Genomic DNA, 23,810 nt, shown 5'->3' with positions numbered 1-23,810 from the left:
GATTCCTAGTCCGCGTAGGGCGCCAGCCTGTCGGCCGCAATTTCCGCCGACTGTTCGATCTCGACCATCCGCACCAGGTCCAGCAGGTTGAACCTGCCGTCGTGATGCCAGCCCGCCTCCGGCGAGGTCATCGAGCCGATGGCCGTGATGCGGGTGACGCCGGCAGCGCCCAGCAACTCCGACAGCCGGAACAGTTCGGCCGGTGCTGCCGCCACGCCTGCGGTCTGCAGAAAGGGCGGGTGCGCTGCCACTCGCGCGATCACCTGTTCCAGCGAATCGACCGCGACGACCTGGATGCTGCGGTTCAACGCCGTGGGGGCCAAGGCCGGCGCTTCATCGGCGTAAGCGACGCCCCAGGCCGCACCGGCTTCGCCGATCAGCTCGCAGACAGGCTCGCCGCCGCCCGACATCGACTGCAACTCGATGGCTTGCCGCCATCCGGCGACCGCGGCCGACTCCTCCAGCGCCAGGGCCCGGCGCGGGAAGCGGTGGTGCAGGTTGGCGAGCTCGCTGGCGAGGTACTGGGCGAATTCGCGCGGCGACACCTTGCCGCCGCGCTCGACGTAGAAGACATGCGGCGAATAGCAGCCCTGCTGGTCGTAGCGCATCACGTCCCAGGCGGCCAGGCGTGCCGTCGCCGGCGCGCGCAGGGTGTCGAGGGCCGCGGCGCCGACCAGGCCGAAGCCCAGCTTGTGGCCGTACGCCAGGAAGCGCGTCGTGACCGGCAGCCGACGGCGGATGTCGTCCAGCGAGTCGTTGCCGCCGTAGGCGAGCACCGTGTCCGCCTCGGCATAGAGGGCCGTCGCCTGTTCCGCCTCGCCGCCTTTCCACCACACCACGGCCAGGCAGTCGGCCAGCGGCGGGTGGACCTCGGCCAGCAGCCGCGCGAACAGGCCTGCGAACAGCGGTTCCGCGCTCGGCAGCTTGCCGATGTTGCCGGCCTTCACCAGCAATCCGCAGACCAGGCTCCAGAGCGGCAGGGCCGGCACATTGCCGGCCCAGCTGTGAACCAGCAGATCCGGCCCGAACGCCCTGGCCGCGCCGCCCTTGGGTCGCGGCTGGAACTCGTCCAGCAGCTTGGGATTGGCGAAGTCTTCGGCGACGAAGCGATGCAGTTGCGGCGCGCGAAAGGTCTTGAGGAACGCCGTGAGGCCCAGGCGGACCATTTCGGCGTCATAGCCGCTGACGATCGGCAGCAGCTGGTCGGCCTGCATGCGGCAGGGGTCGGCCGGGTCGAGCAGGCGGGCGATCGCGCGATCCACCACGGCCACGATCTGCGACACCGTCATCGTCTTCAGATGGCGGCGGCTGGCCTGCTTGACCCGCAGGGCGAGCGCGGTCATCTGTGGCGGACTCAGCACGGGCACCGCGACTTCGAGCCGCGTGGTGCCCGATTCGAAGACCAGAGGCTGCCACTGCACGTCCGCCGGCGCCAGGCCAGGCAGGTAACCGGCAACCACGCGCAGTGTCGTCATGCCGCTGCCGCCCGGATGAATTCCTCCACCGCCAGCGAACAGCCCTTGGCCTCAGCGCCCTCGGCGCGGCCGAGCAGCAGGAACCCGCCGTCGGCGGCCAGGCCCACGTCCTCGGTCAGGATGGTGGTCACGGAATTGAAGTTGGCGAGATCGCAATGGACCAGGATTCCGCGCTCGCTGCGCGCGACCTCGCGGCCCGTGAGCGGGTCGACCAGGCGCGAGCGGATCCAGTGCGGCCCCGACTTCACCGACGGCACCGACGCATTGCCGGCGTCGTAGAACTGCGTGCTCAGCTCGGTCATGCCGTACATGTTGATGCACTGCGATCGTTCGATGCCGAGCCGCGCCGACAGCGCCGCATAGAAGGCGTCGAGCGGCAATTCGCGCGACTGTCCCTTGTAGCCGCCGGTGTCCAGGACCCGGCTGCCTGCCGGCAGGCGGAACGACAGGCCGCGCTGCTTGAGTTCGTCGATCAGGTGCACGAAGCTGTAGCTGGCGCCGAGCAGCGCGTAGGGCGAGTCGCGGCGTTCGGCGTCCGCCAGCGCCTCACACAGACCGGCGACGTCCAGCCCCTGCGGGCTCATGAAGTAGCGACTGTCTTCGGTGCCGAATTCATTCAGCGCGAGCGCCAGGTAGTGGGCCAGCGAGGAATTGGCCAGCACGGTTTCGGTGGGGAACAGGATGCCCATGCGCATCCGGCCGCTGCCGCGCATGAACCGGTTCGAGAAGTTGCGGATCATCGACCGGTCGTAGACCGCCAGCGTCGGATGAATATGCCGGCCCTTCACCTCGCTGCGGGTCGTGCCGCTGGTCATGAAGACCCGGTCCGTGGCGGCCGGCGGCTCGCACCGCAGGTCGAGCTCCTTGAAGGCGTCGATCGGCACTGCCGGGATGTCGCTCCAGCGCTTCACATGGCGCGGGGTCGCTCCGCGCCGCTGGCAGAAGCGCCGGTACGCCGGGTTGTTGCCGTACTGGTGGGCGAACAGGTGCAACGCCAGCCGATCGAACGCGTCGTCGGTGCACCCGTCCTGCGCGATGAAGGCGAGCACGTCGGCGACCACATCACTGGCCGCAGGTCGATCTGCAGGGGGCTGGTTCATAAGGACTTCTTCGTGACCGTGAAACGGATGCTCCGAAGGCCCCTGCGACCACGGCAGGATCCGCCGATGATCGAAGTGATGGCTCTTCTTCCGCCGGGATTAACCGGTTCAAGTTCGCGGGTTTGAATCTCAGCACTGTCGTGTGCACCCCGGAGCGTTGGCGATGTTACATGCATCCCGCCCGTGCCGCTGCGAAGCGTCTTCACCGCGATCGGATGAAGGGTCATCGGGTGCCCGTGACCATGCAGATGTCGACCTTGACAAGACATCACGGTCGGCATGGGCTTGCGCTCCAGCGCTTCGAAGCAGGAGACTGAGCCCCGCTCGAACGAAGGATCCGCCATGGCCATTTCCGATGATCTTCAAGCCACCGTGGAAGCGCTGGTTCGCAGCGGCAAGGGCATCCTTGCCGCCGACGAGAGCGGTCCGACCATTGCCAAGCGCTTCAAGGCGATCGGCGTCGAGTCGACGCCGGAGAACCGGCGCGCCTACCGCAGCCTGCTCCTGTCGACGCCCGGCCTGGGCGAGTACATCAGCGGCGTCATCCTGTACGAGGAGACCCTGGGCCAGAGCGCGGACGACGGCGAGCCGCTCGCGGCCCTGGCCGCGCGGCAAGGCATCGTGCCGGGCATCAAGGTCGACGCCGGCAAGGGGCCGCTGGCACTTGCGCCCGGCGACGAGATCACGCAGGGCCTCGACGGACTCGCCCAGCGCCTCGAAGCCTATGTGACGCAGGGCGCGCGCTTTGCGAAATGGCGCGCCGTCTACAACGTCTCGGGCACGCTGCCGAGCCGGATGGCGATCGAGGCCAACGCCGAGGCGCTCGCGCGCTACGCGGCGATCTGCCAGTCGCAGGGGGTGGTGCCGATCGTCGAGCCGGAGGTCCTGATCGACGGCGACCACAGCCTGGCGCGCTGCGCGGAGGTCACGCAGGAGGTGCTGCACGAAGTGTTCGGGGCCCTGCATCGCCATCGCGTGGTGCTCGAGCACATCCTGCTGAAGCCCAGCATGGTGGTGCCTGGCAAGGCGCATGCGCGGCAGGCCGGTCCCGAGGAGGTGGCGGCGCAGACCCTCCGCGTGCTGCGGCGCGCGGTGCCGGCGGCGGTCCCGGGCATCAACTTCCTGTCGGGCGGGCAGTCGCCCGTCGAAGCGACCGCCAACCTGGATGCGCTCAATCGCCTGGGCCGGCAGCCCTGGCCGCTCAGCTTCTCCTACGGGCGCGCGCTGCAGGATCCGGCGCTGCAGGCGTGGCAGGGTCAACCTGCCCATGCGCGCGCGTGCCAGGACGCGCTGCTCAAGCGGGCACGGCTCAATGGCCTGGCCAGCGAGGGGAAGTACAGCGCGGGGATGGAAGGGGAAGGCGCCCACTAGCGTCGATGGGGGGCGCGGTCATGCTGCCCGTCTCGCACGGCACTGCTGAGGCGACAATCCGAGGCTCCTTGAAAATGAACGCATCCATGCCGCTCGAACCGAACCTTCCTCTCTCCCCTGCGGATCCTTCGCCGGCGTCGCTGGAGACGAAGCGCGCGGCCCAGAGCGAGGGCAAGGCCCGTCGCTTGCGCAACGAAGCCGAGAAGCTCGCAGCCTGCTGCCTGGTCGTTCGCGCGGCCTCAGCTGCAGCGGACCACGAAGCGTTCGCCGAGGTGAGCCGTGCCGCGTCGAAGGCGCTTCGCGCCAAGTTCGGCGCTGGATCGATCACGTCGGCGTTTGCCTGGCTGGCCGGCGATGCGGGGCGAGCCGCGCTGGCAAGCGTTCTTGCCGGCGAGGTCGAGCTGACCGGGCCGCTGTCGGTTCAGCAGGTCGTCGCGGCCGCGGAGCTGGCGCAGAAGGCGGAGCTTCTGCGCGGGAAAAGCTGAGGCTTCGCGCTCACGAAAACTCGCTGCCGCGTGCCTTCTCCCCGGCCTCCAGCTGCCGGTAGAAGTAGGTGGTGGTGCAGAGCCCACCCTGCGGCAGCAGCGCATAGCCCGGAATCGCGCCGACGCGTTGCCAGCCGAGCCGCTCGTACAGGCGTTCGGCGGTGTCGCTGGCAGTGTCGAGCACCAGCAGCGACTTGCCGCAGTCGCGCCCCATCTGCTCGGCCGCGCCCATGAGCGCTTCGCCCCAGCCCCGGCATCGCGCGCGCCGGTGCACCAGCATCTTCGACAGGTCCGCGCGGTGCGGCTGGTTGTCCGGCTGCGCCAGCACCAGCTGCACGGTGCCGACGATGCCGTCGGCATCCTCGGCCACCAGCAAGGCGCGTTCGCCCTCGGCGACCTCCTCGGCGACGCGGCGCCAGAACGCCATCGCCTCGGGCAGCGGCAGCGGATGCATGAAGCTCACCGAGGCGCCGCCCTCCACGCAATCGATCAGCAGTTCGGCCAGGGCGCGCAACTGCGCATCGGAGACCGTTTGAAGGCGGCGGATGTTGCGAACGGGGGCATTGGCGTCGGTTGTCATGTCATCTCCAGGCAGAGGGCAGGGTGGCGATCACGACGGCATAGCGCGTGAGGCTGCGCGTCGGGTTGTGGTAGCTCACGGGACGGTCCAGCACGTGGGCCAGGCAGTCGCCGGCCTCGAGCCGATGGACCGCGTCGCCGACCGTGACTTCGATCGTGTTCTCCAGCACCCACACCTGCTGGTGGATGCGGGGTTCGCGGGCGCCGCTCTCGTAGGCCACCCGCGCCTTCGGCGGGAAGGCCACCTCGACGATCTGGATCGGCGACGACCCGCCGGCGGGCGAGACGTTGCGGCGCACGTAGCCCGAATGCGGATCGCGCCACAAGGGTTGGTCGGCCAGCCGCGCGACGGGGTCGTCGCTGGCTTGCGGCGGCTCGAACAGCGAGGCCAGCGCGACGCCGAGGCCGGTGGCGAGCTTCTCGAGCAGCACCGCGGTGGGGCTGCTTTCGCCGCGCTCGATCAGCGAGATCATCGAGCGGCTGACCCCGCAGTGCGCGGCCAGCGCGTCGAGCGACAGGCCGCGCGCCGCGCGCAGTTCGCGAACCCGCGCGGCGATGCGATCGTTCAGGCTGTCCGCTTGTTCCGTCATGTTGGAATTATTGTCTGACATATTGGATGAATCGTCCAGTGCCTCGGCGATCGCGGCTTGGTTAGCATCGTGGCGCGCGGGATGCGATCCCGCCGATGATGGAGAAGGAGATCCCATGCGATACCTGGAACTGCCCGGCGGCGGGCGGATGCCGGCGCTCGGCCTCGGCACCTGGAAGATGGGCGAATCCGCCGGCCGCCGCGTTGCGGAAGTCGCGGCGGTTCGCGCCGCCATCGAAATGGGCTACCGGCTCGTCGACACCGCCGAGATGTACGGCGAAGGCGGCGCCGAGGAGGTGGTCGGGCAGGCCGTGGCCGAGGCGCTGCGCGCGGGCGACGTGAAGCGCGAGGAGCTGTTCATCGTCAGCAAGGTCTATCCGCACAACGCCAGCCGCGCGGGCACGCCGGCGGCCTGCGCGCGCAGCCTCGCGCGGCTGGACCTCGACCACATCGACCTCTACCTGCTGCACTGGCGCGGGGAGCATCCGCTGGTCCAGACCTGCGAGGCGCTGCGCGCGCTGGTGGCGCAGGGGCGCATCCGCCGCTGGGGCGTCAGCAATTTCGACACCGACGACCTGGAGGAACTCGCCGCGCTGGGCAGCGACTGTGCCGCCAACCAGGTCTATTACTCGGCGGCCGAGCGCGGCCCCGAGTTCAGCCTGCTGCCCTGGCAGCGCGCACGCGGCATGCCGCTGATGGCCTACAGCCCGATCGACCAGGGCGCGCTGGCCGCCGATGCCGGCCTGCAGAAGATCGCCCGGCGCCTCGGCATCAGCGCGGCGCAGCTCGCGCTGGCGTGGGTGCTGGCGCAGCCCGGCGTGGCCGCGATTCCGAAGGCGGTGCGCGAGGCCCATCTGCGCGACAACCTCGCGGCGGCCGGACTGACGCTGGGCGCGGACGTGCTGGCCGAGATCGACCGCCTTCATCCTGCCCCGCGGCGCAAGAAGCCGCTGGCGATGATCTGACCCATGAACCTTCAGCTCGGCCTTGTCCTTGCGCTGCTGGCGAGCGCCGTGGCGATGTTCGCGATCGGCCGCCCTCGCACCGACGTGGTCGCGCTTCTCATGATGGCGGCGCTGCCGTTCACCGGCGTGATCAGCATGCAGGAGTCGCTGGCCGGCTTCGCGGACCCCAACATCGTGCTGATCGCGATGCTGTTCGTGATCGGCGAGGGGCTGCTGCGCACCGGGGTCGCGCAGCGGCTCGGCGATCTGCTGGTGGCGCGGGCCGGCGGCAACGAGGCGCGGTTGATCGTGCTGCTGATGGTCATCGTGGCCGGCGTCGGCTCGGTGATGAGCTCGACCGGCGTGGTCGCGATCTTCGTGCCGATCGTGCTGCGCATTGCGCGCAACACCGGCGTGGCGGCCGGGCGGCTGATGATGCCGCTGTCCGTCGCGGCGCTGATCAGCGGCATGATGACCCTGGTGGCGACGGCGCCCAACCTGGTGATTCACGCCGAACTGGTGCGCAAGGGTTTCGAGGGCTTCCACTTCTTCAGCTTCACGCCCTTCGGCGTGCCGGTGCTGCTCGTCGCCATCGCCTACATGCTCGGGGTGCGGCGCTGGCTCGGCGGATCGAAGGCCCCGGCCGGGCCCGCAGGGCAGAGGGCGGGGCTGGGCCAGTGGATCGACGAATACGCGCTGGCCGAGCGCGGGCATCGGTTCCGGGTGCTGCCCGGATCGGCCGCTGTCGGCCATGTCTTCGAAGCGGTCGAGGCGGGCGCCGTCCCGGGCGTGAACCTGCTGGCCATCGAGCGCCAGCGCCGTTTCGCGAAGGACCTGCTGCCCCCCGGAACCCCGATCGAGACCGGCGATGTGCTGTTCCTCGACGTCTCGCGGCCGTCCGCCGATCTCGATGGCCTGAGCCATCGTTTTGCGCTCGAGCGGCTGCCGCTGGCCGGCGCCTACTTCTCCGCGCATGCGCAGGACATCGGCATGGCCGAGGTGCTGATCCCGCCGGGTTCGGGCCTGATCGGCAAGACCGTCGTCGAGGCCCGCCTGCGCGCCAACCACGACGTCTCGGTCATCGGCCTGAAGCATGGCCGCTCGGCCGAGCACGACGACATCCTCGACGAGCCGCTGAAGGCCGGCGACACGCTGCTGGTGGTCGGCATCTGGAATGCGATCCGAAGACTCCGGTCGGACATGCACCTGATCATCTTCAACCTGCCGTCGGAGTTCGACGAAGTGTCGCCCGCCGCCTCGCGCGCGCCGTTCGCATTGCTCGCGCTCGCGCTGGTCGTGGTGCTGATGGTCGGCGGCTGGGTGCCCAACGTGCAGGCGGCGCTGATCGGCTGCCTGCTGATGGGCCTGTGCGGCTGCGTCGACCTGCGCAGCGCCTACCGCGCGATCCACTGGCCGAGCCTGGTGCTGATCGTCGGCATGCTGCCGTTCTCGCTCGCGCTGCAACGCACCGGCGGCGTCGATCTCGCGGCCCAGATGCTGATGGGCATCGTCGGCGACGCCGGACCGCGCACCGTGCTGGCCGTGATCTTCGCGGTCACGGCGGTGCTCGGCATGTTCATCTCCAACACCGCGACCGCGGTGCTGATGGCGCCGGTGGCCCTGGCCATCGCCAAGGAGCTGCAGGCCTCGCCGTATCCGTTCGCGATGACCGTCGCGCTGGCCGCCTCGGCCGCCTTCGTGACGCCGGTCTCGTCGCCCGTGAACACGCTGGTGGTCGGGCCGGGCGACTACAGCTTCATGGATTTCGTGCGCGTCGGCCTGCCGCTGGTGCTGCTGGTGCTGGCCGTGAGCGTCGCGCTGGTGCCATGGCTGCTGCCGTTCTGAAGCCGAGCAGTTAGACTGCGCGCCTTCGGGGAGGGACTCGCTCGCGCCGCGGCGGGTGTCGCCCATGGGCCAGCCGCTTCTGTCCTCCCTGGAAATTCGCAAGAACCAGAGACCCCACGGAGGATTTCCATGTCGATCGGAAACAAGTTTCTTCTCACCGCAGGTGCCATGGCCGCGGCCATGGCGCTGCTCGTCACGCCCGCGCAGGCGCAGCAAAAGTCCGTCGCGGTCACGGCCATCGTCGAACACCCGGCACTCGATTCGATACGCGACGGTGTCAAGGACGCGCTCAAGCAAGCGGGCTTCGAGGCCGGCAAGAACCTCAAGTGGCAATACCAGAGCGCCCAGGGCAACACCGGCACCGCGGCGCAGATCGCGCGCAAGTTCGTCGGCGACCAGCCCGATGCGATCGTCGCCATCGCGACGCCCTCGGCACAGGCCGTGGTGGCAGCGACCAAGACGATGCCCGTCGTGTACTCGGGCGTGACCGACCCGGTGGCGGCCCAGCTCGTGCCGTCGATGAAGCCGAGCGGCAGCAACGTGACCGGCGTGTCGGACATGCTGGCACTCGACAAGCAGGTCGACCTGATCCAGCAGGTGGTGCCGGCCGCCAAGCGGGTCGGCATGGTCTACAACCCGGGCGAGGCCAATTCGGTGGTGGTCGTGAAGGAGTTGAAGGAACTGCTGGCCAAGCGCGGCATGACGCTGGTGGAAGCGGCCGCGCCGCGCACCGTCGACGTCGGCTCGTCGGCGCGCAGCCTGATCGGCAAGGTCGACGTGATCTACACCAACACCGACAACAACGTGGTGTCGGCCTACGAAGCGCTGGTCAAGGTCGGCAACGACGCGAAGATTCCGCTGGTGGCCTCCGACACCGACAGCGTCAAGCGCGGCGCGATCGCGGCTCTGGGCATCAGCTACTACGACCTGGGCGTGCAGACCGGCAAGATCGTGGTGCGGATCCTGAAGGGCGAGGCGCCGGGCGCGATCGCTTCCGAGACCACCGCCAAGCTCGAGCTGTACGTCAACCCGGGTGCGGCTGCCAAGCAGGGCGCCAAGTTGTCGAGCGCGCTCATGGCCTCCGCCGCACACGTGGTGAAGTAGGCCGCTTGCCTCGCACGGCCTGACCCGCCGCCCCGCCGCGCTTCGCAGCGCGCCGGAGGCGGCAGCGGCGGGCCATCAGCCCAACCGACGGCTTCAATTCCATGTCCTTGTATTCATTGTTCGGCGCGCTGGAAATCGGCTTGATTTTCAGCCTGGTGGCCCTCGGTGTCTTCATCTCCTTCCGGCTGCTGCGCTTTCCCGACCTGACGGTCGACGGCAGCTTCCCGCTCGGCGGGGCGGTGGCCGCGGTGCTGATCTCGCACGGCCTCGACCCCTTTTCGGCGACCGCGATCGCCACCGTCGCGGGCGCCTGCGCCGGCCTCGTGACCGGCTGGCTGAATGTGCGGCTGAAGATCATGGATCTGCTGGCCAGCATCCTGGTGATGATCGCGCTGTACTCGATCAACCTGCGCATCATGGGCAAGCCGAATGTGCCGCTGATCACCGAGGCGACCGTGTTCACCGTGCTGCAGCCCGACTGGCTCGCCGACTACATCGCGCGGCCGGTCATCCTGGCCGTGGTGGTGGTGCTGGCCAAGCTGCTGCTGGACTGGTTCTTCACGACCCAGACCGGCCTGGCGATCCGTTCCACCGGCTCCAATCCGCGCATGGCGCGTTCGCAAGGCGTGGCGACCGGCACCATGATCCTGTGCGGCATGGCCTTGTCGAACGCCCTGGTGGCCCTGGGCGGCGCGCTGTTCGCGCAGACCCAGGGCGGCGCCGACATCTCGATGGGCATCGGCACGATCGTGATCGGCCTCGCGGCGGTGATCGTCGGCGAGAGCATCCTGCCGTCTCGCCGGCTGGTGCTGGTGACGCTGGCGGTGATCATCGGCGCCATCGTCTATCGCTTCTTCATCGCGCTGGCGCTCAACAGCGACTTCATCGGCCTGCAGGCGCAGGACCTGAACCTGGTCACTGCGCTGCTGGTGGCCGTCGCCCTCGTGATCCCTCAGTTCAAGCGCCGCTTGATCGGCAGAAAGGCTGGCTGATGCTGCAAGCCAAAGACTTGGAGATGACCTTCAACGCCGGCACGCCGATCGAGACGCGTGCCTTGCGCGGCATGTCGCTCGAGATTCCGGCCGGCCAGTTCGTCACCGTGATCGGTTCCAACGGAGCGGGCAAGTCGACCTTCCTCAACGCGATCTCCGGCGACATGCCGGTGGACAGCGGCCGGATCTCGATCCACGGCGTCGACGTCACGCGGCAACCGGTGTGGCAGCGCGCGAGCCAGGTGGCGCGCGTCTTCCAGGACCCGATGGCGGGCACCTGCGAAGACCTGACCATCGAGGAGAACATGGCGCTCGCGCAGATGCGGGGCGCTCGCCGCGGGCTGGGCCGTGCGGTCCGGGACTCGATGCGGGCCGGCTTCCGGGAGCGGCTGGCCATCCTGGGGCTGGGCCTGGAAAACCGGCTCGGCGACCGCATCGGCCTGCTTTCCGGCGGTCAGCGGCAGGCGGTCAGCCTGCTGATGGCTTCGCTGCAGCCTTCGCGCATCCTGCTGCTCGACGAGCACACGGCCGCGCTCGACCCGCGCACCGCCGATTTCGTGCTGCGCCTCACCGCGCGCATCGTGGCCGAGAACCGGCTGACGACCATGATGGTGACCCACAGCATGCGCCAGGCGCTCGATGTCGGCGACCGCACCGTGATGCTGCACCAGGGGCAGGTGGTGCTCGACGTCAGCGGCGAAGAGCGCAAGGGAATGGATGTGCAGCATCTGCTGGCGATGTTCGAGAAGGTGCGTGGCGAGCAGGTCTCCGACGACGCTCTACTACTGGGTTAGCTCGCCCCCAGGTTGGGCTCACTTCGTGTAGCCCTCCCACCCCCTACCGGGGGCGCAGCCAGCGGCCCGGCGAAGCCGGTTCCGCGACTGCCCACGAACAGGCGCGCTGCGCGCAGCCGAAAACAAGAACAGCGCCATATTCACCGGCCGGCGAAGCCAGGCCCGTTGGTGAAACACCGCGGAACCGGCTTCGCCGGGCCGCTGGTGTTGCCCCCGGTAGGGGGTGGGCGCCCGGACACGAAGTGCCGGGCAACCTGGGGGCGAGCCTAGTGGGGCGAGCCTAATGCGCCTCGGCCTGCTTGGCCGCGGCGACGATCGCCGCCTCGTCATGCCTGGCGCCGTTCAGGAACAGGTTCAACAACACCGCGCAGATCGACGCCAGCAGGATGCCCGACTCCACCAGCGAGTGGATCGCGTGCGGCATCCACTGCTTGAAGTTGGGCGCCAGCAGCGGGATCATGCCGACGCCGATCGACACCGCGACGATCATCGCGTTGTGCCGGTTGGTCTTGAAGTCCACGCCCGAGAGGATACGGATGCCGGTGGCCGCGACCATGCCGAACATCACCAGCCCGGCGCCACCGAGCACCACCGTCGGCAGCGACTCGACCAGTGCCGCCATCTTCGGCAGCAGGCCCAGCACGATCAGGATCACGCCGCCGGCCACGCAGACATAGCGGCTCTTGATGCCCGTGACCGCCACCAGCCCGACGTTCTGAGAGAAGCTGGTGTAGGGGAAGGTGTTGAAGATGCCGCCGATCAAGGTGCCGAGGCCGTCGGTACGCAGGCCGCGCGCCAGGTCCTGCTGGCTGATCTTGCGGTCGGTCATCTCGCCGAGCGCGAGGAACATGCCGGTCGATTCGATCATCACCACGATCATGATCAGCGACATCGTGAGGATCAGCACCGGGTCGAATTTCGGCAGGCCGAAGTGGAAGGGCAGCACGATGTCGAACCACGCGGCATTGCCGACCTTCTCGAAGGTCATGAAGCCGAAGGCGGTGGCGACCACGGCGCCGATCACGATGCCCAGCAGCACCGAGATGTTGGCGATGAAGCCGCGGGCGTACTTGACGATCAGCAGGATCGACACGAGCACCAGCGCCGCGATGGCGAGCCCGCCCAGGTCGGCGTAGCGCGGGTTCGGCACCGAGGGCACGATCGACAGGCCCTTGGGCACCGGCGGCACGGCCGAGCCGGGCGAGGTGACGTCGGCCAGCCACTTGGCATAGACCGGGTCGACCAGCGCCGGCGCGGTCGGCCCGACCGGGTTGCCGAAGATCCAGTTGATGCCCACGCGCATCAGGCTGATGCCGATCACCGCGATGATGGTGCCGGTGACCACCGGCGGGAAGAAGCGCAGCATGCGCGAGACCATCGGCGCGATCAGTATCGAGATGATGCCGGCGCCGATGATGGCGCCGAACAGCAACTGCGCGCCGGCCTGGCCCGGGTTGGCGTTGGCGATCGCGACCATCGGCGCGACCGACGCGAAGGTCACGCCCATCATCATCGGCAGCTTGATGCCGAACCACTGGGTGGCGCCGAGCGACTGGATCAGCGTCGCGATGCCGCAGCAGAACAGGTCGGCCGAGATCAGCAGCGCGACCTCCTGCGGCGTGAGCTTGAGCGCGCGGCCGACGATCAGCGGCACCGCCACGGCACCGGCATACATCACGAGCACGTGCTGCAGGCCGAGGGCCGTGAGCTTGCCCATGGGCAGGCGCTGATCGACGGGATGGATGGCAGGGGAGGCAACAGCCGTCATGACGAGATCTCCTGGGTCGGCGGGAGGAAAGAGGGATGGGCGAGGGCGATGCCATGTCGCGCACCGTCCACTGTTCTGTACGCGAAACTGTATACAAACGAGATGCCGGGCTGTATGGCGGAAAACCCGCGCCCCGCAAGCGGATGCAACTCGCGGGCCGGGCCGCACGCGGACGCGAATGCCGTGTGCAGCGCCGATGCAAAAATGTAGAAAAAAGTTAATGAATCATCTTGTTACTTAGGAAGTAACTAGGCACAATGTATTACATCGATTCGGTGCCGCTCATCCGGCCCCGACAACAGCAACCCGATCCAACGTTGGTAAGCCATGAAGACCCAGAAACAGGCAGTCAGTGAAGGCTATGACGTCGACCTTTCAGGTCCCGGAAGACCGATGGGCGCCAAGGGCAAGTATCCCGACTTCGAGGTCATTCCCTTGCTGACGGAGATGGAGGCGGAGCTCATCCACACGCTGGGCCTCGTGCGCAACCTGCTGCTCGAAGGCACGCCTTCGCCAGCCGCCCGGGAGGGCGTGGTGCTCGCGATCGACGGCCTGCTGGCCGCCGCGCGCTCCTGACCCCTCATCCCGCGAACCCTATTCAGACAGGAGCCACCTCATGAACACCTATCAGACAGTCAGCCAGGCCAGCGGCGTGGCACGCACCCTGAGCAGGAGCGCTGCCTGCACCATCGTCGTGTATCAGGCCGGCGGCAACCGATTCGTCACCGCCCGGCCGTCCGACGCCGTGAGCGGCCTGGTGATCGGCATCTATCAGAACGGCTACCAGGTGCAAGGCGCCCGCCGCACGGGCTGAATCCGGCCCTGCGCGGCGCCGCAATCGCGCCGCCGCCCCCCTCGCTGCTCAACGCCTGCCGAAGGCGCCATGGCGGCCGGTGCCCTGGGCGAAGCGCCCGGCACCCGTCGCGCCCTCCGCAAAGACGATCGGCACGCCGCGCCCCCTCTTGCCTGAGCGCCTTCGCCAGCGACAGCTCCCATCGAGCGCAGGCCGAACTTGGGTCGCTGCGCATGCACTGCTGCGGGAACGCGGCGATCTCGCGCGCCAGCGCCTGCGCCGAGGCCAGGGCATTTCCGGGGCACCACCACGCAACTGACAAGCCGCCGCCTCGGAAGCGGCGACACCGGCTACCTCGTCGAGCGCACGACCGATCCCGACGATTCGGGCAAGGCGCAGGGTGCGGGCGTCGAACCGTGCATGGACACAGCCTTCCGCCTGAATCGATGGATCCGCTGAGAAGGCGCCCTCAAGCCGGGCAAGGAAAAAGGGCCGAAAGGAAGCCTGTTGCGCCGGCTTTTGCAACGTTTTGTGACGGATTGATATTAATAGATTGGTTTGTTGAATTGAAATTGATTGTCTGGATGGCTGTGGGAAATTTCTAAAAAGACAATAAGAAAATTCTGAAATTGAATTGAATATATAGGCGATCCATGTGTGGATTTTTTCGCAAAGAGAGGAAATATGCAATTCTATAAGTGCTGATGTATTCCGCATTGGGTTTGGATGCGACTTAAAATCGAGACGAAAGCGCGGGTTGAATGCTATTTGATTGAGAAGTGGCCCTCGCGCAATAGCCGTCAGACGGCCCAAACTCATAGCAAGGGAATCCAAATGCATACAGTCATCGTGGTCGACGATCACCCGGCCATCCGGCTCGCGGTCCGCTCCGCACTCGAGGCCGGCGGCGACTTCAAGGTCGTCGGCGAGGCCGGCGACGGCCCCACCGCGCTGGCCGCCATTCGCGATCAGCACCCGGACCTGGTCATTCTCGATCTCGATCTGCCTCGGCTCAGCGGCCTGGACCTGCTCGAGCGCGTGCGGAAATCCCAGCCCGAGATCAAGCTGCTGGTGTTGTCCGCGCAGCAGGAATCCGTTTTCGCCGCCCGCACGGTGCAGGCGGGCGCCAATGGCTTCATGAGCAAGAACGAAAACATGACGGCAGTGGTGCAGGCCGCCCAAACGGTGCTCGCCGGCTATAGCCTGTTCCCCTCGTCAGCGCTGTCCCCGCAGGCCCATCTCAATTCGCCGGCCAGCCCCGACGCCTTGATCAAGACCTTGTCCGACCGGGAACTGACGGTGCTGCAATATCTCGCGCGCGGCATGAGCAACAAGGAAATCGCCGAAACACTGCTGATCAGCAACAAGACGATCAGCAGCTACAAGACACGCATCTTCGAGAAGCTCAGAATTTCCACGCTGGTTGAATTGGTCGATTTCACCCGCGCTCATCGTCTTATTTCCTGAGGGGCCGAAATGATCATCGGCCATCCGGAAGGTCACTGCCTCTGGTTCTATGCGTTCGCCGCGGGCTTCGCGTTGTGCCTCGTCCTGACCACGATTCGTACTCGGTCGTTGCGCATCGAGATGGGGCGCCGGCTGGCCGCGAAGGCTGAACTGCACGACCAGGTCGCCTTCCAGCGGGCGACGCTCGAGGGCATCCCCTATGCCATCTGCGTGCGCGACGCCGAGGCGCGGCAGATCTTCTGCAACGCAGCCTACGAAACGCTCTTCGGCACCACGCGCGAGGCGATCGAAGGCAAGACCGTGCGCGAAAGCGGGCTCGACTTCGTCGATCCGGAGCACATGGCCCTGCTTCACGAGCGCTACCTCGACCTGCTCGCCAACCACGGCACCATCAGCGAGGACGTCGACGTGTCTGTCCACGGCCAGACGCGGCGCATTCTTCACTGGGCGGCGCCCATCGCGCTGAAGGAGGGCGCTGCGGCATCCGCGCTGATCGCCGGCGCGATCGACATCACCGAGCGCCAGCACCTGATCGAGCAGATCGAAACGGCCCTGACCCGGGCCGAAGAGGCGAACCGGGCCAAGTCCAACTTCCTCGCCACCATGAGCCATGAGATCCGCACGCCGATGAACGCGGTGCTGGGCCTGCTCGAACTGCTGGTGCGCGAGGGCCGGTTGAACACGAAGGACCGCGATTCGGTCGAGCTGGCCCGCAGCTCGGCGCAATCCCTGCTCGGGCTGATCGACGACATCCTGGATATCTCGAAGATCGAGGCCGGGGGCCTGGAGATCGTGCTGGCGCCGGTACGACTGCGGCCGATCCTCGAAGATGTGGCCAAGGTGTTCTCGGGCATGGCGCGCCAGCGCGGACTGGTCATCGGACTCGACCTGGATGCGGCGGTCGGTGAATGGCATGTGACCGATGCGACGCGCTTCAGGCAGATCGTCAACAACCTGGTCAGCAATGCCATCAAGTACACCGATGCCGGCAGCGTCACGCTGCGCCTGCGCCACGCGAATCGGAGTGGGGACACCGAGTCGGTCGTCCTCGAGGTCGAGGATTCCGGCATCGGCATCGCATCCGAGGATGTCGCGAACCTGTTCCGGCCCTTCTTCCAGGCCGAGGCCGCCGGGCCGCGTGCCGTCAGCGGCACGGGGCTGGGCCTGCCCATCGTGCAGAGGCTGTGCCGGAAGATGGGGGGCACGATCGAGGTTCGCAGCCAGCGCGGGCAGGGAACCTGCGTCCGGGTCGCGTTCGACCTGTCGGTCGTGGCCGCGCCGCTGGCCGCGACGCTGCCGGCGATCCAGGACGACAGCGAGTCCGGGCGCTCCTGGCGCTGGCACGGCAAGGTCCTGGCGGTCGACGACCATCCGGCCAATCGGCTGCTGCTGCGCCGCCAGCTGGATCACCTGGGCCTGGACTGCGAACTGGCCGAAGACGGCGAGACTGCACTGGAACTCTGGCGCGATGGCGGCTTCGACCTCGTCATCACCGATTGTTCGATGCCGGTCATGGACGGCTACGCATTGACTGCGGCCATCCGTGCGCTCGAGCGCGAGCAGCGCCTGCCGCGCTGCCCGGTCCTGGGCTGCACCGCCCATGTGCAGGAAGCGGAGAGGCGCCGCGCCCTCGAAGTGGGGATGGACGAGTGCCTGATGAAGCCCTTCAGCCTCGATGGCCTGTCGGCGGCGCTCCATCGGCATCTGCGCGCGGATCTTGCGGCACCGCCATCCGCGCCGCCGCTGGAAGCCCCGGCCGGGAGACCGTTCGACCCGCTGGCGCTGCGCAGCCTGTCCGACGGCGATGCCCGGGTCGAGGCGAGATTTCTCGAGGCCCTGCTGCGAGCCAACCTCGGCGACCTGCGGCAGCTCGTCGAACACGTCGAGACGGGCGAGCTCCCTGAAGCGGCTTCCATGGCGCACCGGATCAAGGGCGCGGCACGGATGGTCCAGGCCGAGCGGGTGGTCCAGGCGTGCGAAGCGCTCGAGCTCGCGTGCCGCGGCGACCAGCCGTCGTCACTGACCGGTGGCCTGGCCCTGCTGGTGGAGCGCCTGGACGAACTCAATCGGGCGATCGAAGTGCAACTGGCGGATCTGGGGCAGCCCGCCATGCAGGCCCGGACGCATGGCGCAGCAGCTATCAGCTAGCGGTCGGGCCGCGAGAGCCAGTCCACCGTTCCACGCTGCGCCTCAGGGCGCATGAAGCAGCTCCGGGTCCTCCGGATGGCGCCCGAGCTCGCTGCAGCGCCGGACGCCGAGGATGCGGACCGCGCTCGTGCCGCCGGTGGCGTGGGGGAGCCGGGCCACGGCGCCGACGGTCTGGCCGATAAAGCTCAGTCCCAGTGGCGTCAGGACCGAGACGCGGCGCTGCGAGACGTCGGCGTCGCGCGGACAGACCAGCGTGAACTCGCGCACCTCCCTGCCATCCGCCGGCTCGATCTGCAGCGTCCAGTTGAGGCCGGCGATGTCGCTGCGCGTGCACCCGCGGGGGCGCAAGGTGGCCTGCGACAGCAGCGCCAGGGCCTGCTCGCCGGGGTTGAGCTCCACCTCGCCGAGCCGCAGCCAGTGTTCGGCCGCCCGCGACAGGAGCTGGGCTTCGTCCATCGTGAGCAGGCGTGCGTCGCTCATGAGATCCTCCCGACGGCCGGCGCGAGGGCGCGCTCGGCCTCGATCCGCTGCATTGCCGCGGCGCGTGTCGAGGCCTGGAAGTCGTCGGGCACGATCAGGACGTCGCTGCTCGCCCAGCACAGCACGCGCTGCGCCACGCTGCCGAAGACGAAGTCCACGACCGGCGAGTTGCTGCGCTTGCCGACCACCAGCAGATCGGCGCCCACGCAGTCCTGCTGGATCGCGGCCTGCCGGGCGGGGTCGCCGTGGCCGATGGCCGACATCACGCGGTTGCGGCGGGAGTCGAACGAATCGGTGAGCCAGAAGATGCGGTCGCGCGCGTGGCGCATGCATTCGTGCCTGTAGGCCTTGATGGCGTGCTGGGACACCTCGGCGGAGCGCAGCTTCGCCTCGTTGCGGGTGCTGATGGCGTGAAACAGCTCGACCTCGGCGTCGTCGTCCAGCATCCAGGCCAGCTTGACCAGGTTCTTCGATGCCGGCGTGAAGTTCACGGCGACCAGGATCCTGCCGTAGCGTTGCCGCGGTGCCAGCTTGCTGACCAGGATCGGGCAGCGGCAAAGGCGCGCCAGCCGCTCGGCGGTCTGGCCGCGCAGCAACGCGCCGAGCGTGCGTTCGCGGCCATGGCCGAGCACCAGCAGGTCGGCGCAGCTGGCTTCCTGCGCGACATCCGCAAGGCTGTTCGCGCTCCGGCTCACCGTCCGCACGGTGATGGCGAGCCGGCGGCCCAAGTCCTTGGCGGCGTGCGCCAGCCGGCTGGCCGCGTCGACGGGCGCTGCATTGCCATCGGTGGCGAAAACCATGAGCTTGAGCGTGGCGCGGTGCAAGACCGCGAGCTGGGCCGCACGTTCGACGGCCTGGTTGGCTTGCCGCGAAAAGTCGGTGATGGCCAGGATGGATCGGATGTTCATTGCAGGTTTCTCCTCTTCGCGAGTGACAAGCGCGTGCCTCGGCCGGCCCGCGGCCTCCTTGGGAGGGCGGCGAGTGCACGCAGTGACGAAGCGTGGGGGGGCTTCTAGCCGGCGACGGCGCCGCGGTGTTCGGGCTGGAACAGCACGGCGACGATCTCGGCGCTGCCTTCCTCGCCGCTCGGTGTCTGCCAGCGCGCGACCGCCCCGGCCTTCAGCCCGAGCAAGGCGCTGCCGACCGGCGAGAGCACCGAGACGTAGCCGGCGCCAGGCTCGGCGTCGCCGGGATAGCAGACGGTCAGCTGCTGCCGGCGCTGGGTGTGGAGGTCGACGATCTCGACCTGCGAGTACATCGAGACGATGTCCGCGGGAAGGTCGCGGGAGGGAAGGACCTCGGCCGAGCCGATGAGGTCGGCGAGGCCCGGGGGCAGCTGGCCGTTCAGCAGCCTGCTGAGCCGGACGAAGTCATGGTCGGTGAGCGTGCGCTCGCCGTGAATCGTTGCCTGCATGAAACGCACTCCAGTCGAATGCGGCCTGCCCGATCGATCGGGCAGCGGCCACTACCGCGCGAGGCTGGTGCCCGGCGGTCGAAAGGTCTGCGCTGAAAGGGGGAGAGGAGCGGACCGCCGGGCTTAGGAATCTGCGGGCGTCGGCTGGCAACCCGCCGTGCTCGCCAGGAACTGCGCATGCGCGCGGTCCGCCGCAAGGGGCAGGACTGCGAAGGCAGCGTGGTTCTGGAGCAGCGCGGGGGTTGGCATGCGGCCGAGTCTATCGGCGACCCCTGATCGGCTCAAGCAATGGCCTCACGCGCCTTGCCGATATGAGAACGCCGGGCGAATGGCCCGGCGCTGCGCTCAGAGGCTCAGGCCAGCAGGTCGCTCAGGGTCCGCGCGATGACCTTGGTGGCGCGCCGCAGGTCTTCGAGCACCACGCGCTCGTCGTTGCGCTTGGCATGCGACTCGAGAACGGTGCGCGGGCCGGCGCCGTAGATCACGCCGGGGATGCCGGCTTCGCCGTACAGCCGCACATCGGTGTAGAGCGGCGTGCCCATGGCCTTGATCGGCTCGCCGAAGAGCGCCTGGCCGTGCTTCTGGATCGCATCGACCAGCGGCTTGTTGCCGGCCAGCGGCTTCATCGAATTGGCCAGCAGCATGCGCTTGATGTCGACCGTGATGCCGGGCAGCGGTGCCGCGGCATCGGCGATGACCTTGCGGATGCTGGCTTCGACCTCGACCGGGTTCTCCTCGGGGATCATCCGGCGGTCGAGCTTGAAGACCACCTTGCCGGGCACGACGTTGGTGTTGGTGCCGCCCTCGATGCGGCCGACATTGAGGTAGGGGTGAGTGATGCCCTCGACCTTCGACGTCACCTGCTGGTAGAGCGTGTTCTGTGCATAGAGCGCGTTCAGGATGTGGACCGCGCCCTGAAGCGCATCGACGCCGCTGGTCGGGATCGCGGCATGCGCCATCTTGCCGTGCACCGTGACTTCCATCTGCAGGCAGCCGTTGTGCGCCGTGACCACCTCGTAGCTGAAGCCGGCCGCGATCATCAGGTCGGGCTTGGTGAGGCCCTGCTTGAGCAGCCAGCCCGGGCCCAGGATGCCGCCGAATTCCTCGTCGTAGGTGAAGTGCAGTTCGACGCTGCCATGCGCTGGCTTGGCGACGGCCTCGAGCGCACGCACCGCGAAGGTGAAGCTCGCGAAGTCGCTCTTGCTGACCGCGGCGGCGCGGCCGTAGAGGCTGCCGCCGTCGATCTCGCCGCCGTAGGGGTCATGGCTCCAGCCTTCGCCGGGCGGGACCACGTCGCCGTGCGCATTGAGCGCCACCGTGCGTCCACCGTTGCCGTACTTCCGGCGCACGATCAGGTTGGTGATGGATTCGAGGCCGTAGTCCTTCACCTCCTGTTCGGGCACGGCGTGCTTCTCGGCCTCGAAGCCGAAGGCCTGGATCAGCTCCGCCGTGCGCTCGGCGTGCGGTGCGTTGTTGCCGGGCGGCGTGTCGGTGGGCACGCGCACCAGGTCCTGCAGGAAGCGCACCTCCTCGTCGAAGTGGGCGTCGATCCAGGCGTCGAGTTTCTTGTAGTCGGTCATGGTTGGGTTTGCTCGTTGGCGAGGTTGTCCAGCAGGATTTGCAAGGCAAGAACTGCCAGCTGCATGTCGTCGTTGGTGCTCGATTCGAGCGGGTTGTGGCTGATGCCCGAATTGATGCCGCGCACGAAGAGCATGGCTTGCGGCATCACCTCGTGCAGTTTCATCGCGTCGTGGCCGGCGCCGCTCGGCATGCGGAACAGCGGCACGCCGAGCGTGTCGACCGCCTTCTCCCAGCGCTGCTGCCAACCGGGCGCGCTGGGCGCCGCGGCCGCGCGCATCGTTTCCTCGAGCGTGTGGCGCACGCCGCGGCGCTCGCAGATCTCCTTCAGCGCTTCGACGACGTCGGCCGCGAGCGCGTCGCGCTGTTCGTTGTTCGGCGCCCGCAGGTCGAGGCTGAACTTGCAGCGCCCGGGCACCACGTTGATCGAGCCATTCGGCACTTCGAGCATGCCGACCGTGGCGACCGAATCGCCGTCCTTCGCAGCGCGCTGCTCGGCGAACAGGATCAGCTCGGCCACGGCGGCCGCGGCGTCGCGGCGGCGGTCCATGGGGGTGGTGCCCGCGTGGCTCGCCATGCCGATGACCTCGCCGACGTAGCGCACGCTGCCGTTGATCGAGGTCACGATGCCGAGCGGCAGGTCGAGTTCGGTCAGTACCGGGCCCTGTTCGATGTGGACTTCGACGAAACCCAGGTACTTCGAGGGATCGCGCTGCAGCTTCGGGATGTCTTCGTCCTTGAGGCCCGCGTGGCGCCGCGCCTCGCGCATCGTGATGCCGTCGGCGTCCTTCTGGTCGAGCCATGCCGTGTCGAAGTGGCCGATCAGCGCGCCGGAGCCCAGGAAGGTGGCCTTGTAGCGCTGGCCTTCCTCTTCGGCGAAGCCCACCACCTCGAAGGCGAACGGCAGCCGGCGGTTCTGCCGCTTGAGTTCGCGCACGCAGGCCATCGGCACGAAGATGCCGAGCCGGCCGTCGTACTTGCCGCCGTTGCGCACCGTGTCGTAGTGCGAGCCCGTGAGCAGCGCCCGGGCGCCGGGCGTGGCGCCCTCGTAGCGGCCGACCACGTTGCCCACGGCATCGATCTGCACGCTGTCGAAGCCGGCCTCGCGCATGTCCTGGGCGATCTGGGCTGCGCAGGCGCGATGCGCGTCGGTCAGGTAGGTGACCGTGAGCTGGCCCTTCTCGGCGTAGCCCGGGTCGGTGTGGACGGCCAGCTTCTCCTGCCAGTCCCAGACCACGTTGCCGAGCGTCGGGTCGGCATCGAACTTGTCGTCCAGGCGGATCTCCGCGATGCGGTGGATGTTGCGCAGCGCCTCGCCGAGCTCGAAGGCCGGGTGGTGGTGCAGCCGGCGCTCGAAGGTTTCGATGATCTCGCGCTTCAGGAGACCGGTGCCGCGCGGGCCGCGCACCGCGAGGATGAACGGGAAGCCGAACTTGGCGTTGTAGTCGGCGTTGAGCTGCTGGATCCTCGCGAACTCCTCGGGCGTGCAGTCGGTCAGGCCGGCCTTGTTCTGCTCGTTGGTCGATTCGGCGGTCAGGCTCTTGCTGACCATGGCCTTGCCCGCGAGCTCGGGGTGGGCGCGGATCAGGCCGAGCTGCTCTTCGCGCGAGGCGTGGGTCACGGCCTGCACCAGCGCATGCTTGAGGTGCGGGAGCGAGCGGAACGGACGCGATACGAGCGAGCGCGCCGCGATCCAAGGCGAATGCTCGTAGACGCCGTCGAGCAGCGCGACGGCTTGGTCGGCCGATGCCGCATTGAGTTGGTCGATGGTGAGCGCCATGTCAGTTTCCTTGTGAGGCGGCGTAGGGATGCGTCGCTTTCCAGTGCCGCGCGATGTCGAGCCGGGTGCAGATCCAGACGCGGTCGTGCGCGGCGATGTGGTCGAGGAAGCGCTGCAGCGCGACGATGCGCCCGGGCCGCCCCAGCAAGCGGCAGTGCATGCCGATGCTCATCATCTTCGGCGCCTCGTCGCCCTCGGCGTAGAGCGCGTCGAAGCTGTCCTTCATGTACTGGAAGAACGGGTCGGCGTGCGAATAGCCCTGCGGCAGCGCGAAGCGCATGTCGTTGCAGTCGAGCGTGTAGGGCACGATGAGTTGCGGCACCACCTGGCCATCGGTCTTCTGCACCTTCATCCAGAACGGCAGGTCGTCGCCGTAGTAGTCGCTGTCGTATTCGAAGCCGCCGTAGTCGGCCACCAGGCGGCGCGTGCGCGGGCTGTCGCGGCCCGTGTACCAGCCGAGTGCGCGCTGGCCCGTGAGCTTCTCGATGGCCTCCATGCCCAGGCGCATGTGCTCGCGTTCCGTGGCCTCGTCGAGGTTCTGGTAATGGATCCAGCGCCAGCCGTGGCAGGCGATCTCGTGGCCCAGTTCCTTGAAGGCGGCCGCGAGTTCGGGATGGCGTTCGAGCGCCATGCCGACGCCGAACACGGTCAGCGGCAGGCCGCGTTTCTCGAACTCGCGCAGGATGCGCCAGACGCCTGCGCGCGAACCGTATTCGTAGATCCCCTCCATGCTGATGTGGCGTTCGGGGTAGCTCGCGGGGTTGAACATCTCGGACAGGAACTGCTCGGAGCCGGCGTCGCCGTGCAGCACGCAGTTCTCGCCGCCCTCCTCGTAGTTGAGGACGAACTGGACCGCGATGCGGGCGCGGCCGGGCCATTGCGCATGCGGCGGGTTGCGGCCGTAGCCGACGAGGTCGCGCGGGTAGGGCAGGGTAGTGTCGTAGATCATTGCTCGCCCCCAGGTTGCCCGCACTGCGTGTCGGGCGCCCACCCCCTACCGGGGGCGCAGCCAGCGGCCCGGCGAAGCCGGTTCCGCGGCTGCCCACGAACAGGCGCACTACGCGCAGCCGCAGTACAGATCAGCCTGGTTTCCGAATCGGCCGG

The 23,810-nt window shown here is 68.1% G+C and carries 23 protein-coding genes and 1 riboswitch; of the genes, 11 read left to right on the top strand and 12 right to left on the bottom strand.

What is annotated here, in order from left to right; all coding sequences use genetic code 11:
- Nucleotides 1-5: 5 nt before the first annotated feature.
- Both AC1DYK_RS10825 and AC1DYK_RS10820 read right to left on the bottom strand, forming a co-directional pair.
- The gene (locus AC1DYK_RS10825; protein WP_478166292.1) at nt 6-1,475 is read right to left on the bottom strand and encodes an acyl-CoA reductase; all 1,470 of its coding nucleotides are present in this window, start codon (nt 1,473-1,475) and stop codon (nt 6-8) included.
- Entirely contained in the window at nt 1,472-2,575 is a 1,104-nt protein-coding gene (locus tag AC1DYK_RS10820; RefSeq protein ID WP_478166291.1) for a LuxE/PaaK family acyltransferase, read from the bottom strand. Before AC1DYK_RS10820 ends, AC1DYK_RS10825 begins: the two co-directional genes overlap by 4 nt.
- A gap of 68 nt (nt 2,576-2,643) precedes the next feature.
- Nucleotides 2,644-2,737, bottom strand: a riboswitch (TPP riboswitch).
- Nucleotides 2,738-2,917: 180 nt separating this feature from the next.
- Between AC1DYK_RS10820 and AC1DYK_RS10815 the strand changes: the two genes are divergently transcribed.
- Both AC1DYK_RS10815 and AC1DYK_RS10810 read left to right on the top strand, forming a co-directional pair.
- Nucleotides 2,918-3,946 (top strand): class I fructose-bisphosphate aldolase, encoded by a 1,029-nt coding sequence (locus tag AC1DYK_RS10815; protein ID WP_478166290.1) that lies wholly within the window; start codon nt 2,918-2,920, stop codon nt 3,944-3,946.
- 74 nt (nt 3,947-4,020) lie between these two features.
- Entirely contained in the window at nt 4,021-4,431 is a 411-nt protein-coding gene (locus AC1DYK_RS10810; protein WP_478166289.1) for a hypothetical protein, read from the top strand.
- 10 nt (nt 4,432-4,441) lie between these two features.
- Here AC1DYK_RS10810 and AC1DYK_RS10805 read toward each other — a convergent pair whose 3' ends face one another.
- Complete coding sequence (locus AC1DYK_RS10805; RefSeq protein ID WP_478166288.1) at nt 4,442-5,011, bottom strand: N-acetyltransferase family protein; 570 nt, start codon at nt 5,009-5,011, stop codon at nt 4,442-4,444.
- A gap of 1 nt (nt 5,012) precedes the next feature.
- Entirely contained in the window at nt 5,013-5,600 is a 588-nt protein-coding gene (locus AC1DYK_RS10800) for a helix-turn-helix domain-containing protein (protein ID WP_478166287.1), read from the bottom strand.
- A gap of 115 nt (nt 5,601-5,715) precedes the next feature.
- Between AC1DYK_RS10800 and AC1DYK_RS10795 the strand changes: the two genes are divergently transcribed.
- The 5 genes from AC1DYK_RS10795 (at nt 5,716) to AC1DYK_RS10775 (ending at nt 11,278) form a co-directional block, all read left to right on the top strand.
- Nucleotides 5,716-6,564, top strand: a complete 849-nt coding sequence (locus tag AC1DYK_RS10795) for an aldo/keto reductase (protein ID WP_478166286.1) — start codon at nt 5,716-5,718, stop codon at nt 6,562-6,564.
- A 3-nt stretch (nt 6,565-6,567) separates the two neighbouring features.
- Nucleotides 6,568-8,388: an SLC13 family permease gene (locus tag AC1DYK_RS10790; RefSeq protein ID WP_478166285.1), complete on the top strand. Its 1,821-nt coding sequence runs from the start codon at nt 6,568-6,570 to the stop codon at nt 8,386-8,388.
- A gap of 129 nt (nt 8,389-8,517) precedes the next feature.
- Nucleotides 8,518-9,492 (top strand): ABC transporter substrate-binding protein, encoded by a 975-nt coding sequence (locus AC1DYK_RS10785; protein WP_478166284.1) that lies wholly within the window; start codon nt 8,518-8,520, stop codon nt 9,490-9,492.
- Nucleotides 9,493-9,593: 101 nt separating this feature from the next.
- Nucleotides 9,594-10,484, top strand: coding sequence for an ABC transporter permease (locus AC1DYK_RS10780; protein ID WP_478166283.1), 891 nt, complete (start codon nt 9,594-9,596; stop codon nt 10,482-10,484).
- Nucleotides 10,484-11,278, top strand: coding sequence for an ABC transporter ATP-binding protein (locus AC1DYK_RS10775; protein ID WP_478166282.1), 795 nt, complete (start codon nt 10,484-10,486; stop codon nt 11,276-11,278). Before AC1DYK_RS10780 ends, AC1DYK_RS10775 begins: the two co-directional genes overlap by 1 nt.
- Nucleotides 11,279-11,558: 280 nt before the next feature.
- On the opposite strand, the gene AC1DYK_RS10770 is transcribed toward AC1DYK_RS10775, so the two are convergent.
- Entirely contained in the window at nt 11,559-13,046 is a 1,488-nt protein-coding gene (locus tag AC1DYK_RS10770) for a nucleobase:cation symporter-2 family protein (protein WP_478166281.1), read from the bottom strand.
- Nucleotides 13,047-13,373: 327 nt separating this feature from the next.
- Between AC1DYK_RS10770 and AC1DYK_RS10765 the strand changes: the two genes are divergently transcribed.
- Nucleotides 13,374-13,622, top strand: a complete 249-nt coding sequence (locus AC1DYK_RS10765; protein WP_478166280.1) for a hypothetical protein — start codon at nt 13,374-13,376, stop codon at nt 13,620-13,622.
- A gap of 40 nt (nt 13,623-13,662) precedes the next feature.
- A complete protein-coding gene (locus tag AC1DYK_RS10760) occupies nt 13,663-13,860 on the top strand; it encodes a hypothetical protein (protein WP_478166279.1) in 198 nt (65 codons plus the stop codon).
- Between the two features lie 48 nt (nt 13,861-13,908).
- Here AC1DYK_RS10760 and AC1DYK_RS10755 read toward each other — a convergent pair whose 3' ends face one another.
- Nucleotides 13,909-14,679: a hypothetical protein gene (locus tag AC1DYK_RS10755; protein ID WP_478166278.1), complete on the bottom strand. Its 771-nt coding sequence runs from the start codon at nt 14,677-14,679 to the stop codon at nt 13,909-13,911.
- Between the two features lie 9 nt (nt 14,680-14,688).
- On the opposite strand from AC1DYK_RS10755, the gene AC1DYK_RS10750 reads away from it, so the two are divergent.
- Both AC1DYK_RS10750 and AC1DYK_RS10745 read left to right on the top strand, forming a co-directional pair.
- Nucleotides 14,689-15,306 (top strand): response regulator, encoded by a 618-nt coding sequence (locus tag AC1DYK_RS10750; RefSeq protein WP_478166277.1) that lies wholly within the window; start codon nt 14,689-14,691, stop codon nt 15,304-15,306.
- A gap of 9 nt (nt 15,307-15,315) precedes the next feature.
- A complete protein-coding gene (locus AC1DYK_RS10745; RefSeq protein WP_478166276.1) occupies nt 15,316-17,454 on the top strand; it encodes an ATP-binding protein in 2,139 nt (712 codons plus the stop codon).
- Nucleotides 17,455-17,496: 42 nt separating this feature from the next.
- On the opposite strand, the gene AC1DYK_RS10740 is transcribed toward AC1DYK_RS10745, so the two are convergent.
- From AC1DYK_RS10740 to puuE, 6 genes are all read right to left on the bottom strand, one after another.
- On the bottom strand, nt 17,497-17,934 hold the full coding sequence (locus AC1DYK_RS10740) for a GreA/GreB family elongation factor (protein WP_478166275.1): 438 nt from the start codon (nt 17,932-17,934) through the stop codon (nt 17,497-17,499).
- Nucleotides 17,931-18,842, bottom strand: a complete 912-nt coding sequence (locus AC1DYK_RS10735; protein WP_478166274.1) for a universal stress protein — start codon at nt 18,840-18,842, stop codon at nt 17,931-17,933. The genes AC1DYK_RS10740 and AC1DYK_RS10735 overlap by 4 nt, the downstream gene beginning before the upstream one ends.
- A gap of 104 nt (nt 18,843-18,946) precedes the next feature.
- Entirely contained in the window at nt 18,947-19,348 is a 402-nt protein-coding gene (locus AC1DYK_RS10730) for a GreA/GreB family elongation factor (RefSeq protein WP_478166273.1), read from the bottom strand.
- 353 nt (nt 19,349-19,701) lie between these two features.
- Complete coding sequence (locus AC1DYK_RS10725) at nt 19,702-20,928, bottom strand: M20 family metallopeptidase (RefSeq protein WP_478166272.1); 1,227 nt, start codon at nt 20,926-20,928, stop codon at nt 19,702-19,704.
- Nucleotides 20,925-22,706, bottom strand: coding sequence for a 2-oxo-4-hydroxy-4-carboxy-5-ureidoimidazoline decarboxylase (uraD, locus tag AC1DYK_RS10720; RefSeq protein ID WP_478166271.1), 1,782 nt, complete (start codon nt 22,704-22,706; stop codon nt 20,925-20,927). Before uraD ends, AC1DYK_RS10725 begins: the two co-directional genes overlap by 4 nt.
- Nucleotide 22,707: 1 nt before the next feature.
- Nucleotides 22,708-23,655 carry an allantoinase PuuE gene (puuE, locus tag AC1DYK_RS10715; RefSeq protein ID WP_478166270.1) on the bottom strand — a complete coding sequence of 316 codons (948 nt, stop codon included), beginning with the start codon at nt 23,653-23,655 and terminating at the stop codon, nt 22,708-22,710.
- Nucleotides 23,656-23,810 lie beyond the last annotated feature (155 nt).

Source organism: Variovorax sp. P2_H12 (genome assembly GCF_056403395.1).
This window is presented reverse-complemented; position numbering and strand designations above follow the sequence as displayed.